The organism is Streptomyces sparsogenes subsp. cuspidosporus (assembly GCF_039532705.1).
In the GTDB taxonomy this organism is placed as follows: domain Bacteria; phylum Actinomycetota; class Actinomycetes; order Streptomycetales; family Streptomycetaceae; genus Streptomyces; species Streptomyces sparsogenes.
Genome location: NZ_BAAASD010000034.1, coordinates 86,100 through 105,578 on the forward strand (window position 1 = coordinate 86,100; position 19,479 = coordinate 105,578).

A 19,479-nucleotide genomic window follows, 5' to 3' on the forward strand; every position below is an offset into this window, starting at 1 on the left:
GCCCGCAATCTTCAGATAAGCCTCAGAAAGGCGTCGTCATGTCCCAGCCCCTCGACACGCAGCCCGCGGTCAATCCCCGGCGCTGGCTGGCACTGCTCTTCATCGGCCTGGCCCAGCTGATGATCGTCCTCGACATCACCATCGTGAACATCGCTCTGCCCTCGGCCCAGCAGGACCTCGGGATCTCCGACGGCGACCGGCAGTGGGTCATCACCGCCTACACCCTGGCTTTCGGCAGTCTGCTGCTCCTCGGCGGCCGGATCGCCGACTACACCGGCCGCCGGCGCTCCTTCCTCATCGGCCTGATCGGCTTCGCCGCGGCCTCCGCGCTCGGCGGGGCGGCCCCCGGATTCGGCGTGCTGCTCGCGGCCCGCGCGCTGCAGGGCGCGTTCGCCGCGTTGCTCGCCCCCTCCGCGCTGTCCCTGCTCGCGGTGAGCTTCACCGAGCCGCGCGAGCGCGCCAAGGCCTTCGGCATCTTCGGCGCCATCGCGGCGGGCGGCGGCGCGATCGGCCTGGTCCTGGGCGGGGTGCTGACCGAGTACCTGGACTGGCGCTGGTGCCTGTACGTGAACGTGCCCATCGCCGTCGTCGCCGCCTTCAGCTGGTACGTCCTGCCCGTCGACGAGCCCGCCGAGGGCGGCCGCGGCCGCTTCGACCTCCCCGGCGTGCTGCTGGCCGTCTCCGGGCTGGTCGCGGTGGTGTACGGGTGCAGCGAGGCCGAATCCAAGGGCTGGGACTCGCTGACCGTGACCGGTCTGCTGACCCTGGGCGTGGTCCTGCTGGCCGCCTTCGTCCTGACCGAGCGCAGCGTCCCGCGCCCGCTGCTGCCGCTGCGGGTCGTGGCGGACCGCACGCGCGGCAGCGCCTACCTCGCGGTCGGCCTGTCGGTGGTCGGCATGTTCGCGATGTTCCTCTTCCTCACGTACTACATGCAGCGCGTCAAGGGCTACTCGGCGCTGGTCACCGGCGTGGCCTTCCTCCCGATGACCGCGGCCGTGCTGGCGGCGGCGGGCGGCCTCGGCGCCCGCCTGATCCCCAAGGTGCCGCCGCGCGTCCTGGTCGCCCCGGGCCTGCTCATCGCGGCCGCCGGCGTGGCGCTGCTGATCCCCCTGGAGCCCGGCAGCTCGTACGCCGCCGGGGTGCTCCCCGCCGAACTCCTCGTCGGCTTCGGCATGGGCCTGGTGATGGCCCCGTCGATGAACTACGCCACCCACGGCGTCCAGGCCCAGGACGCGGGCATCGCCTCCGCCACGGTCAACACCGCCCAGCAGATCGGCGGCTCGATCGGCACGGCGATGCTCAACACGATCGCCGCCAGCACCACCAAGGACTACCTGGCCCCGGCGATCCGGGAGCGCCGGGTGACCCCGCAGCTGGGCAAGGAGGGGCTGGTCGAGGGCTTCTCCCACGCCTTCGTCTGGTCCTCGCTGATCCTCGCGGCCTCGGCGGTCGTGGTGGGCCTGCTGATGAACACCCCGCGGCCGAGCCGCGAGCAGGGAGCGGACCAGGCGGCGCCGCTTCCGGTGCACCTGGGGTAGGCCGCCCCGAAGCGGCGGTCAACGCCGGGGCTGCCCCTCACTCGTGTGAGGGGCAGCCCCGGCGATCTGGCCCGCTACGCTTGGCGACGCGGCCAGAATCCCGTCCATGGGAGGAACCATGACTGCTGAACCGCTGCCGGCCTGGGCCTTTCCGCCCCCGGGCGGATTCACCGCGGACGACCTCGACCGCATCCCGGATCTCCCGCCGCACACTGAGCTGATCGACGGGAGCCTCGTCTTCGTGAGCCCGCAGAAGTATTTCCACATGACGGTCCTGTACCTGCTGGAGCATGCTCTGCGAACGTGGGCGCCGAAGTCGCTGCGGGTGTGCCGCGAGATGAACGTCACCCTCGGTCAGGACAACTGTCCTGAACCGGACCTTTCGGTGGTGCGCGCTGGGGCTGAGCGTATTGGTGCGGACAGGACCAGGTTTGACGCCGCCGATGTCGTGCTTGCGGTGGAGGTGGTGTCGCCGGAGTCGAGGACGCGCGACCGCAAGCGCAAGCCGCAGCTCTACGCCGAGGCGGGAATCCCGCACTTCTGGCTGGTCGAGCAGGGCGAGGGCGACCGCCCGGTTGTCCACGTATTTGAGCTTGACCCGGTGACCCACACGTACGTGCCGTCCGGGATCCACCACGACCGGCTCAAGGTCCCGGTGCCCTTCACCATCGACATCGACCTCACCGAGATCGACCAGATGTAGCTCCGGAGCCGGTGAGCAGACGGTAGGCCTCCCGCCAGATATCCGTCTCGTCGAACCGGGGAGCGACCCAGGTCGTCGCCTCGGCCGTGCCGCGCCCGCGGTACTTGCGCATGATCGCGACGTGTTCCGGCAGACCCACGAATCCGTGCAGGGCCTCCTCGCCCGTCCACAGGGACACCGCGCCGCAGCGCCGGGCCAGCGGCGCGGTCCACAGCCACAGGCCGACCGCCCCGTCGAGCGTCGGCCAGGCGCGCCGCAGGCCGGCGGCCGCGCGGGCGATGCCGAAGAGGTCCCGGCGCCTGGTGACGGTGAAGTCGGTGACGCTGACGAGCACCGGGCCGTCCGTGGCCGAATCCGGCCCCGGGCGCCAGCCCGTTCTCAGCACGGGCCACCCGCCCAGTGCGGGTCACGGCCGAGCAGGGCGAGCAACCGGTGGTGCGGTGGGGCGCCGTCCGGGGAAGGGGCGCGCCGTTCGAAGGCGGCGCCGGGGCCGCGGCCCTCGTCCGGGACCCGCTCGGCGATGAGCAGCGCGGCGGCGGTCAGCTCTTCGCCGGGTTCCCATGGGGCGCCGATCGTCGCCGCGACGTCCCAGGCGTGGACGACGTAGTCCAGGACGTGGAAGCCGATCGCGACGCGGCCGGGGAAGGAGCCGCCGTCCCGCACCTCCGCGAGGGCGAAGGGCCGCTCCAGCACGCCGGCTTCCGCGAACGCCTCGCCGACCAGCGCGGCTGACGCGTCGTAGGCGGCGCGCGGGTCGTTGCCCAGGTCGCCGTCGCGCCAGACGGAAAGGGATCCGCCGGCGCCGCGCGCCGCGGCGGCGAACCCCTCGTTCTGGCTGACGAGATGGCGGAGCAGACCGTGCAGCGTCCAGTCCGGGCAGGGGGTGGGGAGGGGCAGCTGGTCGTCCTTCACCTGGGCGACGATCCCGCCGGTAAGCGCCAGCGCCCGGCGGTCGAGCTCTTGGATGTCCAGCTCTCGCACGTTCATGATCCGCAGCCTAGAAACGGGTAATGGCTCAGTACCAGGTCCAATAAGCCCGCATATGATTGAGCCAATATGGAGGTCCACGTCAGCCTCGACGGGCATCGCGACCTGTCCGGCCAGATCTACCGACAGGTCCGCGCCGCGATCCTCGACGGGCGGCTGCGCCCGGGCGATCCGCTGCCGCCGACCCGGGAGCTGGCCCGGCGGCTCGCGGTGGCCCGGAACACGGTCGGCGTGGCCTATGACCGGCTGGCGAGCGAGGGCTATCTGGACAGCCGGGTCGGCGCGGGCACCTTCGTGCGGGCGGTCGGCCGGACGCCGGGCGCCGCCACCACCGCCTCCGCCCTGCGACCACGCCCCGTCTGGGCCGGGATCTCCCCCTGGCCGGGCCCGATCGACGCCGAGCTGACGTCCGTCGCGTACGACCTGCGCGTAGGGCTGCCGGACGCCCGGCTGTTCCCGTACCAGACCTGGCGGCGGCTGGTCGCCCGCGAGTCGCGCCCCTCGGCCGCGCTCGCGCGGGGTTCCGGCCGTCCGGAGGGCCACGGCGGGCTGCGCGCGGCGATCGCGCGCCACATCGGCCTCTCCCGGGGGGTGCGGGCCGGCGCCGACGACGTGGTCGTGACCAACGGCATCCAGCAGGCCCTCGACCTGATCTGCCGGGTGATGACCGAGCCGGGTGATGTGGTCGCGGTGGAGGAGCCCGGCTATCCGCCGGCCCGTATGCTCTTCCGCTCGCTGGGCGCCAAGGTCGTGGGGGTCCCGGTGGACGCCGAGGGCCTGTGCGTGGACACCCTCCCGGACCGGGCCCGCGTCGTGTACGTGACGCCCTCCCATCAGTTCCCCCTGGGAATGCCGATGTCGCTGCGGCGCCGGATGGCGCTCGTCGCGTGGGCCGAACGGCACGGCGCCGTCGTCATCGAGGACGACTACGACAGCGAGTTCCGCTACGGCGGGCGGCCGGTCGACCCTCTGCAGAGCGTGGACCGGGCCGGGCACGTGATCTATGTGGGCTCGTTCTCCAAGGTCATGCTGCCCTCCCTGAGGATCGGCTTCCTCGTCGCGCCCGCCCCGCTGCGGGACGCGCTGCGCGCGGCGAAGTACGTCACCGACTGGAGCACCGCCCTCCCCACCCAGGCGGCGCTGGCCCGCTTCATCGACGACGGCCTGCTCGCCCGCCACATCCGCCGGATGCGGCAGGAGTACGCCGCACGGCACGAGCTGCTCACGGCCGCGCTCGCCGGGGCGTACGCGGACCGGGTCGAGGTGGTCCCTTCCTCGGCCGGTCTGCATGTGACGGCCTACGCCACGGGTGACCTGGCCGAGCCCGCCCGCCTCGCGGAACTGGCGGCGCGGGCCCGCGCCTCGGGGGTGGCGCTCTACACCCTGCCCGAGGTGGCCATGTGCGGCTCCGTACGCCCGGGGCTCGTCTTCGGCTACGGCGCGATCGCAGCGCCGGACATCGGCCCGGCGCTGCGGCGGCTGTTCGGGGACTGAGCGAACGGCGGGGTCAGTCGCCCGTGGGGATGTCGAGGGCCGTTCCGTACAGGCGGGACACCCGGATCCGGATCACCACCCGCCGGTCAGCCACCATCTGCTCCAGGAAGGCCGCCTCGTCCTTCGGGTCGTCGAAACCGGGGGTCAGGGAGAGCAGTTCCCGACCGACCGCGTCACCGGGCACGGTCGTCACCTCGGATATCTCCGCCTCGCCCTCGGCGACGGCGAACGACCAGACGTTCGGCCCGCCCACGTGGAGGGCGGTATGCGGGTCGCGGCGCAGTTGACGCACCTTGAGGCGGTCGGCCGTGGTGGAGATCCGGACGACGCGCTCCTTGGGGTCCCAGCGGTAGAGGACGGTCGACAGGTGGGGGTGGCCGCTGCGCTTGACCGTGGCGAGCACCGCGAACTGCTGCTCTTCCAGCAGCCGGGACAGTTCCTCGTCGGTGAGTGCCCGGGGCGCGGGTCCGGCGCCCGGCTTCTGCTCTTCTTCGTTCGCCACGTGGGTGTTCATGGGGTGGGGCCTTTCGCTGCTGGTGAGGGAGGGCGGGGAAGGAGGGGCTGTCAGGCGGCCGTGACGTGCGTGGTGGCCGGGTCGGCCTCGCTCGGGGCCGGGTGCGGCCGCCGCTTCGACGGGGTGAGCACAGTGAAGGTGACGACGAAGGCGGCGACGAGGAGGCCCGTGCCGACGGCGAAGGCCAGGTGGTAGCCGCCGGTCAGCGCCTCGGCCCGGCTCTCGCCCGCCGCGAGCAGGCGGTCGCTGCGGGAGGCAGCCAGGGTGGACAGCACCGCGACGCCCAGGCTCATGCCGATCTGCTGGGTGGTGTTGAACAGTCCGGAGGCGAGCCCGGCGTCGTCGGCCTTGGCGCCGGACATGCCGAGGGTGGTCAGCGCCGGGAGCGCGAGCCCGAAGCCGGCGGCGAGCAGCATCACGGGGAGGAGGTCGGTGAGGTAGTCGGCGTGGACGGGCACGCGGGTGAGCAGCCCGAGGGTGCCCATCAGCAGCACGAGCCCCGTCAGCAGCACATTGCGTTCGCCGAAGCGGGCGTTGAGCCGGGCGGAGACGCTCAGGGAGACCACGCCGATGACGGCGGCGGCCGGGAGCATGGCCAGGCCGGTCTCGGCGGCGCCGTAGCCCTGGACCTTCTGCAGGTAGAGCGCGACGACGATCTGGAAGGAGAACAGGGCCGCCACCATGAGCATCTGGATGAGGTTGGCCCCCGCGACGCTGCGCGAGCGCAGGATCCGCAGCGGCATGAGCGGGGTGCGGGCGGTGGCCTGGCGGACGACGAACGCGGTGAGCAGGAGGAGCGAGAGTGCGCCGAAGCCGAGCGTGGGTACCGCGGTCCAGCCGTGTTCCTCGACCTTGACGACGGTGTAGATCCCCAGCATCAGCCCCGCCGTGACGAAGAGCGCGCCGATGACGTCGGCTCCGGCGCGGAGGCCGATCCCGCGGTCGGCGGGCAGGACGGGGACGGCGATCGCCAGGGCCGCGACGCCGATGGGCAGGTTGATGAGGAAGATCCAGTGCCAGTTGAGGGCGTCGGTGAGGACGCCGCCGAGCACCTGTCCGATCGAGGCGCCGGCCGCCCCGGTGAAGCTGAACACGGCGATCGCCTTGGCGCGCTCCTTGGGCTCGGTGAACAGCGTCACGAGAATGCCCAGGCTGACGGCGGAGGCCATCGCGCTGCCGATCCCCTGCAGGAACCGGGCGGCGATCAGGACGGCGGGGGAGGTGGCGGCGGCCGCCAGGAGTGAGGCCGCGGTGAACACCGCGGTGCCGGCCAGGAACATGCGCTTGCGGCCGATCAGGTCGCCGAGCCGCCCCGCGAGCAGGAGCAGGCTGCCGAACGCGATCAGGTAGGCGTTGACGACCCAGCTCAGGCCGGCGGGCGAGAAGCCCAGGTCGTCCTGGATGGCCGGCATCGCCACGGTCACGATGGAGCCGTCAAGGATGATCATCAGCATCCCCGTGGCGATGACCCCGAGGGCGAGCCGACGTGAGCGGGAAACGGCGGGAGGGGAGGCGGAAACAGCGGACATAACGGTCTCTCCTGTCACGGATGACGCCGACTGGCGCGACAAGAAAGACCGTAGCAGATAGTTCTGTTGCAGACGATCTCTTTCGGTCCTGTTCGGGCCCTGGTCCTGTCCTGTCGGCCCCCTCTACTGGCGCGCCCGCCGGGCCGGCCGGGGGGTCTCCGCCGGGGTGGCCAGGTGTCCTTCGGCGAGCTGGTTCAGGCCCCGCAGCAAGGTGGCCCGGTCGGAGGCGGGGAGGGAGGCCAGTGCCTCCCGGTGCACCCGGTCCACGATCTCCTGGCTGCGCTCGGCGACCCGGGCGCCCTCCTCGGTGACGGCGATGATCCGGGCTCGCCGGTCCCGGCTGGAGGGGCGGCGCTCGGCGAGGCCGGCCTCCTCCAGGGTGTCCACCGTCACCACCATCGTGGTCTTGTCCATGTCTCCCAGCTCGGCGAGCTGGGCCTGGGTGCGCTCCTCCTCCAGGGCGTGGACCAGGACGCAGTGCATCCGCGCCGTCAGCCCGATCTCGGCGAGCGCCGCAGCCATCCGGGTCCGCAGGACGTGGCTGGTGTGGTCCAGGAGGTACGACAGGTCCGGTTCATTGCGCGTGGGTGCCATGGCGGTCATGCCTGCCAGGGTAACAATTCGATCCGTGGCGGATTATCCGGAAGAAGACTGAGTCAGCCCCGGCCGCTCCCCACGTCGGCCCGCATGGCGGAGCGCAGGGCGGCTATCGCGTCGATGTACTCGCGGTGGGCGCCGTCCCACTCGGCGGCCCCAGGCCCGCCGCCCTCCGGTGCGCCGCGCCGGCCGAGGCTGACCTCGGTCGTGCCTATGAGGTTCCGCATCGCACGCAGCGCGCGGTACGCCCTGTCGGCGGCGTCGGCGACGGGCGGGGGAGCGACGAGCGCGATCTCGTAGTTCAGGGCGAGCAGGGAGTGGCCGCGCCAGGCGGCCCGCAGATCGACCTCGTCCACGGGGGTCCGCTGACGGACGGCGAGCAGTTGCAGCTCGCCGTCCGTGCTGGTGAGGGCCTCGAGATAGCGCGCGTACAGCTGCTGCCTGAGCTGGTCCAGCTGATGGCCCCGCTCGCGTTTCGAGCGGACGGTCTCACCCAGCAGCGTCGATCCGACCCCCACCATCGCGCCGATCAGCGTGCTCACGGGCGTAGTCCAGTCCATGGGCCGTAAGCGTAGGCCGAAGGCGCGGGGAGACACCTCTGGCTAGCCCGCCAACTCGTACGCGTAGTCGGGCGAGAAGCTGCCCGCCGGGCCCGCGCAGCCGTCCAGCTCGCCGGGCAGCTTGATCCACAGGTAGGCGTCGATGGCCGGGTCGCCGGTGTTCGCCGTCGGGTTCTCGCCCAGCTTGCGGCCGTGCGGGTCGCACCAGGCGTTGTCGGGGGCGGGGCCGTTGCCGTTGCGGCTGGTGTCGATGACGGCGGTCAGGCCCGAGCCGCCGAGCCGGCCCAGCACGCTCTTGGCGAAGGCGACCTCATTGGCGGTGCGCTGGTAGTTGGAGACATTGCTGTAGATGCCGTCGCCGCTGGTCAGCACGCCCGCGGCGCGCAGCCGGGAAGCCTGCGTGGCGGCGCTGTTCCACGCGGAGTGCCCGGCGTCGAAGTAGACCCGGGCCTTCGGGTTCGCGGCGTGGATGGCGTTCGCGGCCCGGGTGAGCGAGGCGTAGCGGCCGCTCAGCTCGCCGGCCGACAGACAGCTGATGAGCGCGATCGAGTCCGGTTCGAGGATGACGATCGAGGAGCCGGTGCCCAGCCCGGCGGCGAAGTCGCGCGCCCAGGCGTCGTACGCGGCGAGGTCGGGGGCGCCGCCCGCGGAGGCGCCGCCGCAGTCCCGGTTGGGGATCATGTAGGCGACGAGGACGGGTACCTGGCCCTTGGCGGCCGCCGCGGAGGTCACCTTGCGGACGTCCGCGGTGACGGTGGAGGGGGAGTAGCGGGCGAACCAGACGGCCTGCGGCTGGCCGGCTATCCGCGAGGCTATGCGCGGTTGGCGGGAGTCGTTGGGGTTGGCGGCGACCCACTTGTTGACCTGGGAGTCGGGGTCGGTGAAGAACGTCGTACCGCCGGGCAGTTCACCCGCGACGGCTCGGGGTGCGTGACCCGCCCCCACCAGGAACACGGTGGCGAGGGCGGCGGTCACCAACGCTCGGGCGAGGCGCACGGGGCATCAGTCCTCTCGGGGAATGCGGGGGCGTCGAAGACGTCAGGGGACGGTGCGAAACGAGGGGCGCTCTGCGCTCTGGTTGCCGCCGTGCGGCGGAAGGTTGCCGTCGGATGCGACGAGGATTCGAGTCAAGTTCCAGGTAGCCCCGAGAGGTTGGGGCGGCGGGGGCGGGGTCGGCCCCGGAACGGCGGCGACCCCGCCGGGGGGTGGGCGGGGTCGCGACCGACTGGATCTGGGGTGGGTGTGGTGCTGCGGTGCGGGGTCAGCTGTTCGCGACCGTCTCGGGCCGTCCGAGTTCGCGCGGTGCCGTCTCCCGCGCGGCACCGGGCCCGTACGGCTCGCCGTGCGGCTCCGCGCCCGCACCGGCCGCTTCTGCCCCGTCGGCTCCCTCTTCCCCGGCGGGCGCCGCGACGCGTACGTGCCGCAGGGCGACGGCCGCCAGGACCGCGGCCGCGACCAGGACCAGCGCCCCGGCCACCGCGGCCACCCGCATGCCCTCGGTGAACGCCTCGCGCGCCGCGCCCAGCACCTCGTCCCCGGTCCGTCCGGACAGCCGGCCCGCCACGGCCACCGCGCCGCCCAGCGTCTCGCGCGCCGCGTCCAGCGCCTGGGACGGCAGGCCGGATCCCGCACCGGAGGGCAGCTCGTCCGCCATCTCGTGGCGGTAGACGGCGTTGCCCACGACACCGAGCAGGGCCATCCCCAGCGCCCCGCCGAACTCCTGGCCGGTCTCCAGCAGGGACGAGGCGGAACCCGCCTTCTCCGCCGGGGCGGTGCCCATCGCCATGTCGGTGACCAGCGACATCACGGTGACGATGCCGGAGGCGAGGACACCCGCCGCGATCAGCACGAGCCACAGCGAGTCGGTGCCGGCGAGGGTCAGCAGCCCGAAGCCGGCGGCCGCGACGAGGAAGCCGCCGCCGATGACGTACGCGCGGTTCACCTTCCGTGCGATCGCGGCCGACGCGGGACCGGCGGCGCCCACCATGACGGAGGGCAGCAGGCTCCACAGCGCGGCCTCCAGGGGGCCCTTGCCGAGCACCGACTGGAGGTACTGGGTGGTGAAGAGGGCGGAGCCCATCATCGCGAACGAGGCCATGAGGTTGAGCCCGATCGAGGTCCCGAAGCCGCGGCCGCGGAAGAGCCCGGGGCTGATCATGGGGTGCGCGTGGGTGCGCTGGCGGTGTACGAAGACCGCGCCGACGACCAGCCCGGCCGCGATCCACAGCGCGCGCGGCCCGCTGAACCCGTGGGCCGCCGTCTCCTTCAGCCCGGAGATCACCGGCAGCACCGCGCCCATGGACAGCGGCACGCCCAGCAGGTCGAAGCGTCCGGGGGCCGGGTCCTTGAACTCCGGGATCAGGACCGGGGCGAGCACCAGCAGCAGCACCATCACCGGGGTGTTGATGAGGAAGACCGAACCCCACCAGAAGTGGCTCAGCATCACCCCGCTCAGCACCGAGCCGAGCGCCACCCCGCCGGCCATGGCACCGGACCAGATGCCGATCGCGGTGGCACGCTGCGCCGGGTCCTGGAAGAGGTTGCGGCTGAGCGCCATCGTCGAGGGCATCAGGGTCGCGCCGCCGACGCCGAGCAGCGCGCGGGCCGCGATCAGCATCTCGGCGCTGTCCGCGTAGGCGGCCGCGACCGAGGCGACGCCGAAGGCCGCGGCGCCCATCATCAGCAGCTTCCGCCGCCCGATCCGGTCGCCGAGCGACCCCATCGTGATGAGCAGCCCGGCGAGGGCGAAGCCGTAGATGTCGAAGATCCACAGCTGCTGGGTGGAGCTGGGGTGCAGCTCCTCGCTGATGGCGGGGAGAGCGAAGTACAGCACCGAGACGTCCATGGACACCAGGAGCAGCGGAAGCATCAGGACCGCGAAGGCGGTCCATTCCCGGCGCCCGGCACGTGGGTGGGCGGAAGTCGAAGTCATGACGAGGACTATACGAGCGTCTTAAACGGTTGTCTAGTACGGCCGTATGAGACGGCCGTATTGGACGGTCGTCTTGGACGCTCGTATGGCGTCCGGATAGGGTGAGGGCATGGGACATCGTGAGGATCTGCTGGCCGGCGCCAAGCGCTGCCTGCTGGAAAAGGGCTGGTCGCGCACCACGGCGCGGGACATCGTGGCCGCCTCGGGCGCCAATCTGGCGTCCATCGGCTACCACTACGGCTCCAAGGACGCCTTGATGAGAGAGGCCCTGTTCGCGGCCATGAGCGACTGGGCGGACGACGTCGAGCGGTCCTTGCGGGAGGAGGCGTCCTCACCCGCGACCGCCGCGGGCCCGGCGGCGGAGTTCGAGGCGGGGTGGACCCGGGTGCTCGAACTGTTCGGCAAGCACCAGGCGGTGTGGCGCGCCCAGCTCGAGGCGGTCATGCGGATCGAGGGGGACCCGGAGCTGCGCGAGGCCTTCGGGCGGGCGCAGCCGGAGGGGCACAGCGGGCTGGTGGCCCTGTTCCACGGGATCCCGGAGGAGGAGGTCGACGAGGAGACCGCGCGGATCATGGGCTCGTTCTATATGACGCTGATGGCCGGCATGGCCGTCCAGATGGCCATCGACCCCGCCAGCACTCCCAGCGCCCGGGACCTGACGGAGGCGATGCGCCGCATCGTGTCCGGGCCGCGCCCGGGCCCGGCGGCGGACGCGGGCCCGGCGACGGATCCGGATCCGGCGGCGGACGCGGGCCCGGCCGACTGACGCGGGCCCGGCCGCCTGACGGCTGGTCCTACGGCGCGACCCCCGGCCCGTCCCCTCGGAAGTCGCGGGTCAGCTTCTCCAGCGTGGGGACCAGGTCGTTGGGGGTCGGCGCGTCAAGCATCTCCCGCCGCAGCCGCGCGGCCGACTCCCGGTACGACGGCTCTTCCAGCAGTCGGACCAGCCCCTCGCGCAGGGTCTCGGCCGTCACCTGGGAGGCGTGCAGATACGCGCCGCCGCCCTGGGCGTCGAGCACGGCGGCCTTGGCCCACCAGTCCGAGAACCGGATCGGAAGCAGGAACTGCGGCACACCGTGCAGCAGCGCCGCCGACCAGCCGCCGAAACCGCCGTGGTGGACGACCGCGGAACAGCTCGGCACGATCGTGTGGAGGGGCACGAAGTCTACGATCCGGGTGTTGTCCGGCACCCGCCGCAGGCTGCCGGACTCCTGGGGCGGGAGCGAGGCGACGAACTCGATGTCGAGGTCGGCCACGGCGTCCAGGATCTCCGGCACGGGCAGGTGGGAGGCGCCGATGACCGAGGCCGTGGAGGATCCCGGGCTGAAGCACACCCGGGGCCGGTCGGGCGCGCGCCGCACCCAATCGGGCTCCACCGACGGGCCGTTGTAGGGCGCGTAGCGCACCGCCACGCGCCGGACGCCCAGGGGCAGTTGAAGACTCGCCGGGCCCTGGTCGATGGTCCACTGGCCGGTGGTGACCTCCTCCGCGAAGTCGCTGCCGTGCCGCCGGAGATGGCCGGTCAGCCAGTCGCCGAGCGGATCCTCGGAACGCTCCGCGGGCTGCCGCCCCGCCAGTTCGAGGAACACCTCGCGCATCGCCGAGTAGATGTCCACGTTCCACAGCAGCCGGGCGTGGGCCGCGCCCACGACCCGGGCCGCCACCGCCCCCGCGTAGGCGAGCGGCGACCAGATCACCAGGTCGGGCCGCCAGGAGCGGGCCAGCTCCACCAGGTCGTCGACCATGGAGTCGTTGTACACGCGGTACAGCCGTTCCACGTTGACCTGGTATTTCGTCAGCACGCTCGGCCAGGTCTCCCGCTCCACACCGGGCTCGGACCAGTCCATGGCCTCGTTCTCCAGGAGGCCGTACAGCGTGCGGTACAGCTCCCTGGCCCCGGCGCGGTCGTCCCGCTTGCGGGCGTCGATGATCCGCGCGGACAGCTCCCGGTAGGGGGCGAAGGCATCGCCCATCCGGTGGTCGGTGCCGACGGGCGTCGCGGTGAGACCGGAGTGGGTGATGGCGTCGGTGACGGCCGGATTGCCGGCGACCCGCACCTCGTGCCCCGCCGTCGTCAGGGCCCAGGCCAGCGGAACCATCGTGTACAGATGTGACTTCTCGGAAACCGTCGCGAACAGCACGCGCATCGGTGGCGTTCCTTCTCTCGTGAGTGCGGCCGTGCTCCGGCGCCGCGGGGCGGGCGCCGGAGCACGGGCCGTGGGGCGCGTCGGTCAGCTGCTGCGGTGCGTGGCCAGGTCCACCAGCGACCGCAGACCGTGGGCGGCGTCCGGGTCGAGGGTGACCTCGGCCAGCCGGTCCAGCGCCAGGGACCGCTGCCGGTCCGCCTCCGCCAGCGCCCAGTCGCGCCCGCCGGCCTGCTCGACCAGCGCGGTCGCGCGCGCGACGCCGGTCGGCTCCAGCGGGCGCTCGTCCTGGTACAGCTCGGCCAGCCGCCGCCCCGCGGGCGTACCGCTGCCCAGCGCCGCGACGACCGGCAGGGACTTCTTGCGCCGGCGCAGATCGGCCCCGACCGGCTTCCCGGTCGCCCGGGTGTCCCCCCAGATGCCCAGCAGGTCGTCCACGAGCTGGAAGGCCAGACCCAGGTGGTGTCCGTAGCCCCGGAGCGCCTCCACCTGGGCCGGGCCGGCGTCGGCGGCGAGCGCGCCGAGGCCGCAGGCCCCCGCGAACAGGGCCGCCGTCTTCCCGGCGGCCATGGTCAGGCACTCGTCGAGGCCCACGTCGGCGCGCTCCTCGAAGGCGAGGTCGGCGCTCTGGCCGGCGACCAGTGCCAGCAGCGCGCGGCAGAGCTCCCGGGTGCCCGCGACATGCCGGGCGGGGGGCGGGGAGGAGGCCAGCTCCTCCATGGCCAGGACCAGCATCGCGTCCCCGGCGAGCAGCGCCTGGGCGCTGCCGAACACCGTCCAGGCCGTGGACCGGCCGCGGCGGGTGGCGTCCTGGTCCATGACGTCGTCATGGAGCACCGAGAAGTTGTGCACCAGCTCCACCGCGGCGGCGGCGCCGAGCGCCTGCCCGGGCCCGGCGCCCACGGCCTGCGCGCCGCCGAGCACCAGCGCGCCCCGCAGCCCCTTGCCCCACCCGGCGTCGGCGGGCCGGCCGTCCGCGTCGCACCACCCGAAGTGGTAGCGGGCGACCGTACGCACCGGCTCGCTCAGCCGGTCCAGGGCCAGGCGGATCCGCGGACCGGTCAGTTCGGCGGTCCGGCGCAGTACCTCCCAGGATTCCGAGGTGTCCGTCGTCAGCGCGGTGGTCATCGGTCGGCCACCACCAGGTCGGGCTCCAGGTACAACGCGGGCCGCGGCGCCGAGCCGCCGTCCGGCGACTGGTACCGCTTGGTGCGGCTGGACCAGTCGAGATTGCCGCGGATCCAGGTGCGCATGCCGGCCAGATACGGGGTGAGCAGGGCGGAGTGCTCCGGGTACCGGCGCAGCAGCCGCTCCTCCAGGGCCAGATAGCGCCGGGTCTCCTCCGAGGTGGCCGCGCACACGTGGGCCAGCGCCCGCCCCTGGTCCAGCTCGCGGTGGTGCTGGACGACGTAGACCAGGTTGTGCACCTCGCCCAGGGACCGCTCCTTCTCCAGCGAATAGATGTCGTTGGTCCAGCAGACCACGTTGCAGGCGGCGTCCAGCGTGGCCCGGAACTCCTCGCTCTGGTACAGCTCCCCCGGCATGTCGAGGCGCTCGACCACGTCGATGAGGTCCATGCACACGTAGATCGCCCCGGTGTGGCGCCGGTTCTCGATGTAGTCGTCCTCTTCGGGGACGATCCCGCGCGTCCGGTTGCCCGCCTCCCAGACGGCGGCCGCCGCGAGGCACTCCTCCAGGTGGCGTACGAAGCGGCGCCGCCAGGCTTCGGTCATTCCGGTCGCGGTGCGCCGCCACAGGTCCGCGAGGGAGGAGACCGCGGTCGGCAGGTCGGGGCGGCGGGCCGCCGCGGCGCCGTGGTCCGGGCTCTCCAGCACCGCGCGCATCTCGGCGAACACCTGTCCCGCCCGCCGGGGGTCGCGGCCGAAGTCACCGTCGTCCAGCTGGTCGTCGACCAGGAAGAGCCAGGCGAACCAGTCGGCCATCAGGGCGATCCGCTCCTCGTCGGCCGTCGGGTAGACCATCGAGGCGAACCAGCCGAAGTCGGCGTGCTCGAAGCGGCGCCGGGCCGACTCCCGCTGGATGAGGCCCACCGTCCCCACCCATTGGCTCAGGTGCCGGCGCGCCTGCTCGGCGTGCGGGTTCACCCGGTGCGGGAAGGGGCAGTGGAGCTCCGGTATCCGCGGGGCTCGCGCGTCGTTCCCCTGCTCCGCGGCCATCTGCTGCCCTGTGGCCATCGGCTGTCCTGGGGCCATCGGCTGTCCTGTGGTCATCGGCGCTCCTCCAGCCGCAGGTGGATACCGCCCTCGGGATGCAGGGTGATCAGTGCCTGGGGGTGCACCTCGGGCGTCGCCTCGGGGAGCGCCAGCCGATAGCGGCGGGCCACCGTCGACAGGACCAGCACCAGCTCGGTGAGGGCGAAGTGCTTGCCGATGCAGATCCGGTGCCCGGCGCCGAAGGGCGTGTAGACGTGCTTGGGGCGGGCGGCGATCGCCTCGGGGGTGAACCGCTCGGGGACGAAGCTCTCCGGGTCCTCCCAGAAGTCCGGGTGCCGGTGCAGGAAGTAGCTGTTGATCAGGACGTTGGTGTTCGCCGGAACCCGGTAGCCGTCGACCACGTCCTCCTCGCGCGCCCGGCGCATGAACTGGTAGGCGGGGGAGTAGATCCGCAGGGTCTCGTCGATCACCATCCGGGTGTACGTCAGCCGGGGGAGGTCCTCGAAGGACGGTATGGACCGCTCGCCCAGCACGGCGTCCACCTCGGCGTGCAGCTTCGCCTCCACCTCGGGGTGCCGGGCGAGCAGGTAGAACGCCCAGGAGAGGGTGTTGGTGGTGGTCTCGTAGGCCCCGATGCAGATGTTCAGCACCTCGTGGTGCAACTGCTCCAGGTCCATCCCCTTGCCGTCCTCCTCGTCCACGGTGTGGAGCAGCAGGGTGAGCAGGTCGGCCTCGTCGCCGGCGGGGACGTCCGCCCGCAGCCTGGCCTGGATGAAGTCGGAGACGAAGGTGTCCATGTCGTCGATCGCCCGATGCAGCTTGCGGTTGCGGGGCGTCGGGAAGTTCAGCGGCGGGAAGGGGAAGCGGAAGAAGGCGCCGAGGATGGCGTTGGCCGTCTGGAAGGCCCGCTCGAACGCCTGTGCCGTCCTGCCGACCTCGGCGCTGAACAGCGACCGGTTGACGATGCGCAGCGCGAGCTGGCCGATCTCGTCGGTGACGTCCAGGACCTGGCCCTCACGCCGCTCCCAGCGCTGGAGCATCTGCGCGGTCTCGTCGGTCATGTTGCGGGCGAAGTGGCTGACCGTGCGCGGGGTGAAGTGCGGCGCCATCATCCGCCGCTGCCGGCGCCACAGCTCCATGTCGGCGTTGGCGATCAGGCCCTTGCGCAGCACCGGGCGGACGACGCGGAAGAGCATCGCGTCCTTGTCGTAGCTCTCGCCCTTCTCGACCAGGATGTGCCGGATGTAGTCGGGGTGGTTGACCAGCACGATGGGGATGCCCAGCGGCCGGAAGCGGAAGATGTCCCCGTACCGGTCGAGGCCGGCTCCGAGGAAGTGGAGTTGGTCGTTACGAAAGGCCAGGGCCCCGCCGATGCCGTCCTTGCGGCGGATCGTCGGTATCTCTCGGGCGCCTGGCGGCCGGCCCACATCGGGCACGGTCGGTGCTGAAGACATCGGTTGTCCGTTCATCGATGCGGTGACAGCCCAGGACGTCGGTCACACGCCGTGGGCTCGTAAGAGGAAGGGGCGCCGCTCGCGCGGGCGCGGTCGGCTACCGGCGCGCGAGGCGCAGCCGGATCCCGCCCTTGGGGTGCAGGGTGACCAGCGGCGCGAAGCCGACCGGCCGCTGCCCCGGCGGCACCGTCAGGGTGAAGGTCTGCGCGAGCATCGCGACGACGATCTGCATCTCGGTGAGGGCGAAGTACTTGCCGATGCAGTAGCGCGGCCCGCTGCCGAAGGGCTGGTAGACGTTGCGGGGCCGCTTCGCGGCGTTCTCGGGAGCGAAGCGCTCGGGGTCGAACCGGTCCGGGTCGGGCCAGAATTCCGGGTGGCGGTGATAGGTGAGGAAGTTCAGGTAGACGCTGGACCCCTGGGGGATGCGATATCCGCCGATCTCGTCGTCGGCAATGGCCCGGCGCATGGTCTGCCAGGCGGGGGTGTGCAGTCGCAGGGTCTCATCGATGACCATACGGGTGTAGGTCAGTTCGGACAGGGACTCGAGAGTCGGTGCCCGTCCGTCCAGGACCCGGTCGACTTCCTCCTGCACGCGGCGCTGGATTTCCGGGTGCCGGGCCAGCCGGTAGAAAACCCAGGCCATGGAATTGCTGGAGGTCTCATAGCCGGACACGATGGTGGAGAGGATCTCGCCGAGCAGTTCCTGCCGGGTGAGGTTCACCCCGCTCGTGTGGTGGGTCATGGCCAGCAGCGCGGAGAACAGGTCGCGCCGCTCGGCCGGGTCCGCCTCGCGGTCCGTCACGAGCCGGTCGACGAAGCCGTCCATGTCCTGGATGAGCGCGCGCAGCCGGGGACGCCGGCTCAATGGCGGGAAGGGAAAGCGGAAGAAATTGCCGATGATGGTGTTCAGCTCGAGGAAGTTGCGCTCGAACGCGGCGACATCGGCTCCGGCCTCCACGCCGAACAAGGAACGGAGGGCGATCTTCAGGGCGAGGTCGCGGATGTCCGCGGAGACGTCGACCACCGCGTCCGGATCGTCCCGGGCGGCCCACCTGTCGAGCAGACGGCCGGTCAGGTCGGTCATGCCGGGGGACAGGTCCACGATGCTGCCCCGGTTGAAGGAGGGCTGCATCATGCGTCGCCGTGCGCGCCAGCGCTCTCCGCCCGGATTGGACACCAGCCCGCCCCGGAAGACGGTCTGGACCGCCCGGTAGAGGAAGTTGTCCTTGTCGTAGTTGGCGTGGGCGTCCACCAGCACGTGCTGGAAATGGTCGGGGTGGTTGACGAGAACCATCGGAAGGCCACCCAGGCGCAGCCGGACAATGTCTCCCCGGGTGGCGGCATACTGAACGAAACTCAACTGGTCACGGCGGGCGCCGAGAATTCCGGATAAGTTTTCTCTTAAACTGAGGCTCGGTGGGGAGGAATTTTTGAGTGGCGCTTTGTTGCTTGTCGGTGCGGTCATTCAATACCCCCGATTGTGCATTAGCGTACTCTATGCCCTTGGAGTATGCCAGCCTTTGCTTTGCGTTGTCGACCCTCCAAATGATCGGCATTTGGTCGATTTTATCCCGCCGTGTGGAGGGATTCGCGTGTGTTAAGGCGATGTGACGCGGCATGCGGCCCCGCGCAGGACCTCAGAACTTGCCGGTCTGCTCCCCGGTGCGATGCCCCAGCCGCTCGGCGAACTCCGCGAGGAAAGCGGCGCCGAGCGGCGGCCAGTCCCAGAAGTCGAACGCGAGCGCGCCCAGGTCGAAGCCGGGCCCGAACCGCCACTCGGTCACCGGGACAAGCGCCCCGCAGGCGGAACAGGCCACGCCTCCCGCGCCCGTCCTTCTCCACGCGGCGATGGCGTCGCGGAACGGCCGCCAGACCTCCTCGTCCGCCTCGAACTCCTCCGGATAGTCGATGACCACCGTCTTCGCGTCGCAGCGGGGGCAGATCGCGCAATCCGCCTCGTCCTCGCCCTGGCCGCCGACGTAGTAGTCCCGCCCGGTCATGACCGCCACCGGGCCCGGCGGCCAGCCCGGCTCGGCGGGGCCCGCCACGGCCCGGTCCCAGCGGGGGCCGGGCACATACCCCTCGTCGGCGCTCTGGCTGTAGACGCCCTCGCCGGACGTCTCGCGCGTGATCACGCCTTCGGAGATCAGCCAGTCGACGATCCGCTCCGCGAGCGGCCCCGCCTCCTCCTCGGTCGCCTCGGCATCCACGATCCGCTGGAAGTGGTCACCCATCAAAGCCCCCGTCCGAGTCCCCGTCATCCGCCGTCGCCGGCCCTCGTCGCCCACTGTGCCACCGCCCACCGACAGCCAGTCCCGCCACGCCCGGCCCCCACACACCCCGGCCCCCACACACCCCGGCCCCCACACACCCCGGCCCCCACACACCCCGGCCCCCACACACCCCGGCCCCCACACATCCCAGCCCCACCCGCGACCGGCCGGGCCCAGGTCACAGGCGCGCGGACTTGAGCGCCATGTGCAGCAGCAGCCGGTCCTCGCCGGCGTCCAGGTCGAGCCCGGTCAGCTGCTCGACGCGGGAGAGCCGGTAGTACAGCGTCTGCCGGTGGATGCCGAGCGCCTGGGCGGTGCGGCTCGCCTGGCCCGCGCAGTCCAGGAACGCCTCGGCGGTGCGGGCGAGTTCGGCGTGCGAGGGCTCCAGCAGGGCCCGCACCGCCGGGTCGGGCCCGGCCGCGGCGGGCAGCGCGGCCAGCAGCCGGTACGGGCCGATGGCGGACCACTCCGCGACCGGGCCGAGCCGCGCGTCCGCCCGGGCGGCCCGCGCGGCGGCCAGCGCCTCGGGCCAGGCCGCGGGCAGGTCGTCCAGGCCGCGGCGCGGCGCGCTGACACCCGC

19 protein-coding genes are annotated in these 19,479 nt (G+C 72.1%); 4 read left to right on the forward strand and 15 right to left on the reverse strand.

Annotated elements, in window-relative coordinates:
• Window positions 1–38: 38 nt before the first annotated feature.
• Together ABFY07_RS30890 and ABFY07_RS30895 are read left to right on the forward strand one after the other, a co-directional pair.
• Window positions 39–1,538: an MFS transporter gene (locus tag ABFY07_RS30890; protein WP_346177649.1), complete on the forward strand. Its 1,500-nt coding sequence runs from the start codon at window positions 39–41 to the stop codon at window positions 1,536–1,538.
• Window positions 1,539–1,656: 118 nt separating this feature from the next.
• Entirely contained in the window at window positions 1,657–2,241 is a 585-nt protein-coding gene (locus tag ABFY07_RS30895) for a Uma2 family endonuclease (RefSeq protein WP_346177650.1), read from the forward strand.
• Here the strand turns inward: ABFY07_RS30895 and ABFY07_RS30900 are convergent.
• Together ABFY07_RS30900 and ABFY07_RS30905 are read right to left on the reverse strand one after the other, a co-directional pair.
• Window positions 2,219–2,575 carry a hypothetical protein gene (locus tag ABFY07_RS30900; RefSeq protein ID WP_346177651.1) on the reverse strand — a complete coding sequence of 119 codons (357 nt, stop codon included), beginning with the start codon at window positions 2,573–2,575 and terminating at the stop codon, window positions 2,219–2,221. The genes ABFY07_RS30895 and ABFY07_RS30900 overlap by 23 nt on opposite strands.
• 44 nt (window positions 2,576–2,619) lie before the next feature.
• Window positions 2,620–3,228 (reverse strand): TIGR03086 family metal-binding protein, encoded by a 609-nt coding sequence (locus ABFY07_RS30905; RefSeq protein ID WP_346177652.1) that lies wholly within the window; start codon window positions 3,226–3,228, stop codon window positions 2,620–2,622.
• A gap of 69 nt (window positions 3,229–3,297) precedes the next feature.
• Here ABFY07_RS30905 and pdxR point away from each other — a divergent pair, with 69 nt between their 5' ends.
• Complete coding sequence (gene pdxR / locus ABFY07_RS30910; protein WP_346177653.1) at window positions 3,298–4,722, forward strand: MocR-like pyridoxine biosynthesis transcription factor PdxR; 1,425 nt, start codon at window positions 3,298–3,300, stop codon at window positions 4,720–4,722.
• 13 nt (window positions 4,723–4,735) lie between these two features.
• Here pdxR and ABFY07_RS30915 read toward each other — a convergent pair whose 3' ends face one another.
• From ABFY07_RS30915 to ABFY07_RS30940, 6 genes are all read right to left on the reverse strand, one after another.
• Complete coding sequence (locus tag ABFY07_RS30915) at window positions 4,736–5,236, reverse strand: pyridoxamine 5'-phosphate oxidase family protein (RefSeq protein ID WP_346177654.1); 501 nt, start codon at window positions 5,234–5,236, stop codon at window positions 4,736–4,738.
• 50 nt (window positions 5,237–5,286) lie between these two features.
• The gene (locus ABFY07_RS30920; RefSeq protein ID WP_346177655.1) at window positions 5,287–6,765 is read right to left on the reverse strand and encodes an MFS transporter; all 1,479 of its coding nucleotides are present in this window, start codon (window positions 6,763–6,765) and stop codon (window positions 5,287–5,289) included.
• Between the two features lie 123 nt (window positions 6,766–6,888).
• Complete coding sequence (locus tag ABFY07_RS30925; RefSeq protein WP_346177656.1) at window positions 6,889–7,368, reverse strand: MarR family winged helix-turn-helix transcriptional regulator; 480 nt, start codon at window positions 7,366–7,368, stop codon at window positions 6,889–6,891.
• 53 nt (window positions 7,369–7,421) lie between these two features.
• The gene (locus ABFY07_RS30930) at window positions 7,422–7,922 is read right to left on the reverse strand and encodes a hypothetical protein (protein WP_346177657.1); all 501 of its coding nucleotides are present in this window, start codon (window positions 7,920–7,922) and stop codon (window positions 7,422–7,424) included.
• 42 nt (window positions 7,923–7,964) lie between these two features.
• The gene (locus tag ABFY07_RS30935; protein ID WP_346177658.1) at window positions 7,965–8,918 is read right to left on the reverse strand and encodes a glycoside hydrolase family 6 protein; all 954 of its coding nucleotides are present in this window, start codon (window positions 8,916–8,918) and stop codon (window positions 7,965–7,967) included.
• A gap of 265 nt (window positions 8,919–9,183) precedes the next feature.
• On the reverse strand, window positions 9,184–10,854 hold the full coding sequence (locus ABFY07_RS30940) for an MFS transporter (RefSeq protein WP_346177659.1): 1,671 nt from the start codon (window positions 10,852–10,854) through the stop codon (window positions 9,184–9,186).
• Between the two features lie 109 nt (window positions 10,855–10,963).
• Here ABFY07_RS30940 and ABFY07_RS30945 point away from each other — a divergent pair, with 109 nt between their 5' ends.
• On the forward strand, window positions 10,964–11,620 hold the full coding sequence (locus ABFY07_RS30945; protein ID WP_346177660.1) for a TetR/AcrR family transcriptional regulator: 657 nt from the start codon (window positions 10,964–10,966) through the stop codon (window positions 11,618–11,620).
• A 28-nt stretch (window positions 11,621–11,648) separates the two neighbouring features.
• Here the strand turns inward: ABFY07_RS30945 and ABFY07_RS30950 are convergent, their stop codons facing one another.
• From ABFY07_RS30950 to ABFY07_RS30980, 7 genes are all read right to left on the reverse strand, one after another.
• Window positions 11,649–13,001 carry an activator-dependent family glycosyltransferase gene (locus tag ABFY07_RS30950; RefSeq protein ID WP_346177661.1) on the reverse strand — a complete coding sequence of 451 codons (1,353 nt, stop codon included), beginning with the start codon at window positions 12,999–13,001 and terminating at the stop codon, window positions 11,649–11,651.
• Between the two features lie 84 nt (window positions 13,002–13,085).
• A complete protein-coding gene (locus tag ABFY07_RS30955) occupies window positions 13,086–14,126 on the reverse strand; it encodes a polyprenyl synthetase family protein (RefSeq protein ID WP_346177662.1) in 1,041 nt (346 codons plus the stop codon).
• On the reverse strand, window positions 14,123–15,229 hold the full coding sequence (locus ABFY07_RS30960) for a terpene synthase family protein (RefSeq protein ID WP_346177663.1): 1,107 nt from the start codon (window positions 15,227–15,229) through the stop codon (window positions 14,123–14,125). Before ABFY07_RS30960 ends, ABFY07_RS30955 begins: the two co-directional genes overlap by 4 nt.
• Window positions 15,226–16,626: a cytochrome P450 gene (locus ABFY07_RS30965; RefSeq protein ID WP_346177664.1), complete on the reverse strand. Its 1,401-nt coding sequence runs from the start codon at window positions 16,624–16,626 to the stop codon at window positions 15,226–15,228. Before ABFY07_RS30965 ends, ABFY07_RS30960 begins: the two co-directional genes overlap by 4 nt.
• 97 nt (window positions 16,627–16,723) lie before the next feature.
• Window positions 16,724–18,091, reverse strand: a complete 1,368-nt coding sequence (locus tag ABFY07_RS30970; protein ID WP_346177665.1) for a cytochrome P450 — start codon at window positions 18,089–18,091, stop codon at window positions 16,724–16,726.
• A 172-nt stretch (window positions 18,092–18,263) separates the two neighbouring features.
• A complete protein-coding gene (locus ABFY07_RS30975) occupies window positions 18,264–18,860 on the reverse strand; it encodes a hypothetical protein (protein WP_346177666.1) in 597 nt (198 codons plus the stop codon).
• Between the two features lie 217 nt (window positions 18,861–19,077).
• Window positions 19,078–19,479, reverse strand: a 402-nt coding sequence (locus tag ABFY07_RS30980) for a PucR family transcriptional regulator (protein ID WP_346177667.1), incomplete at its 5' end; no start/stop codon positions are given.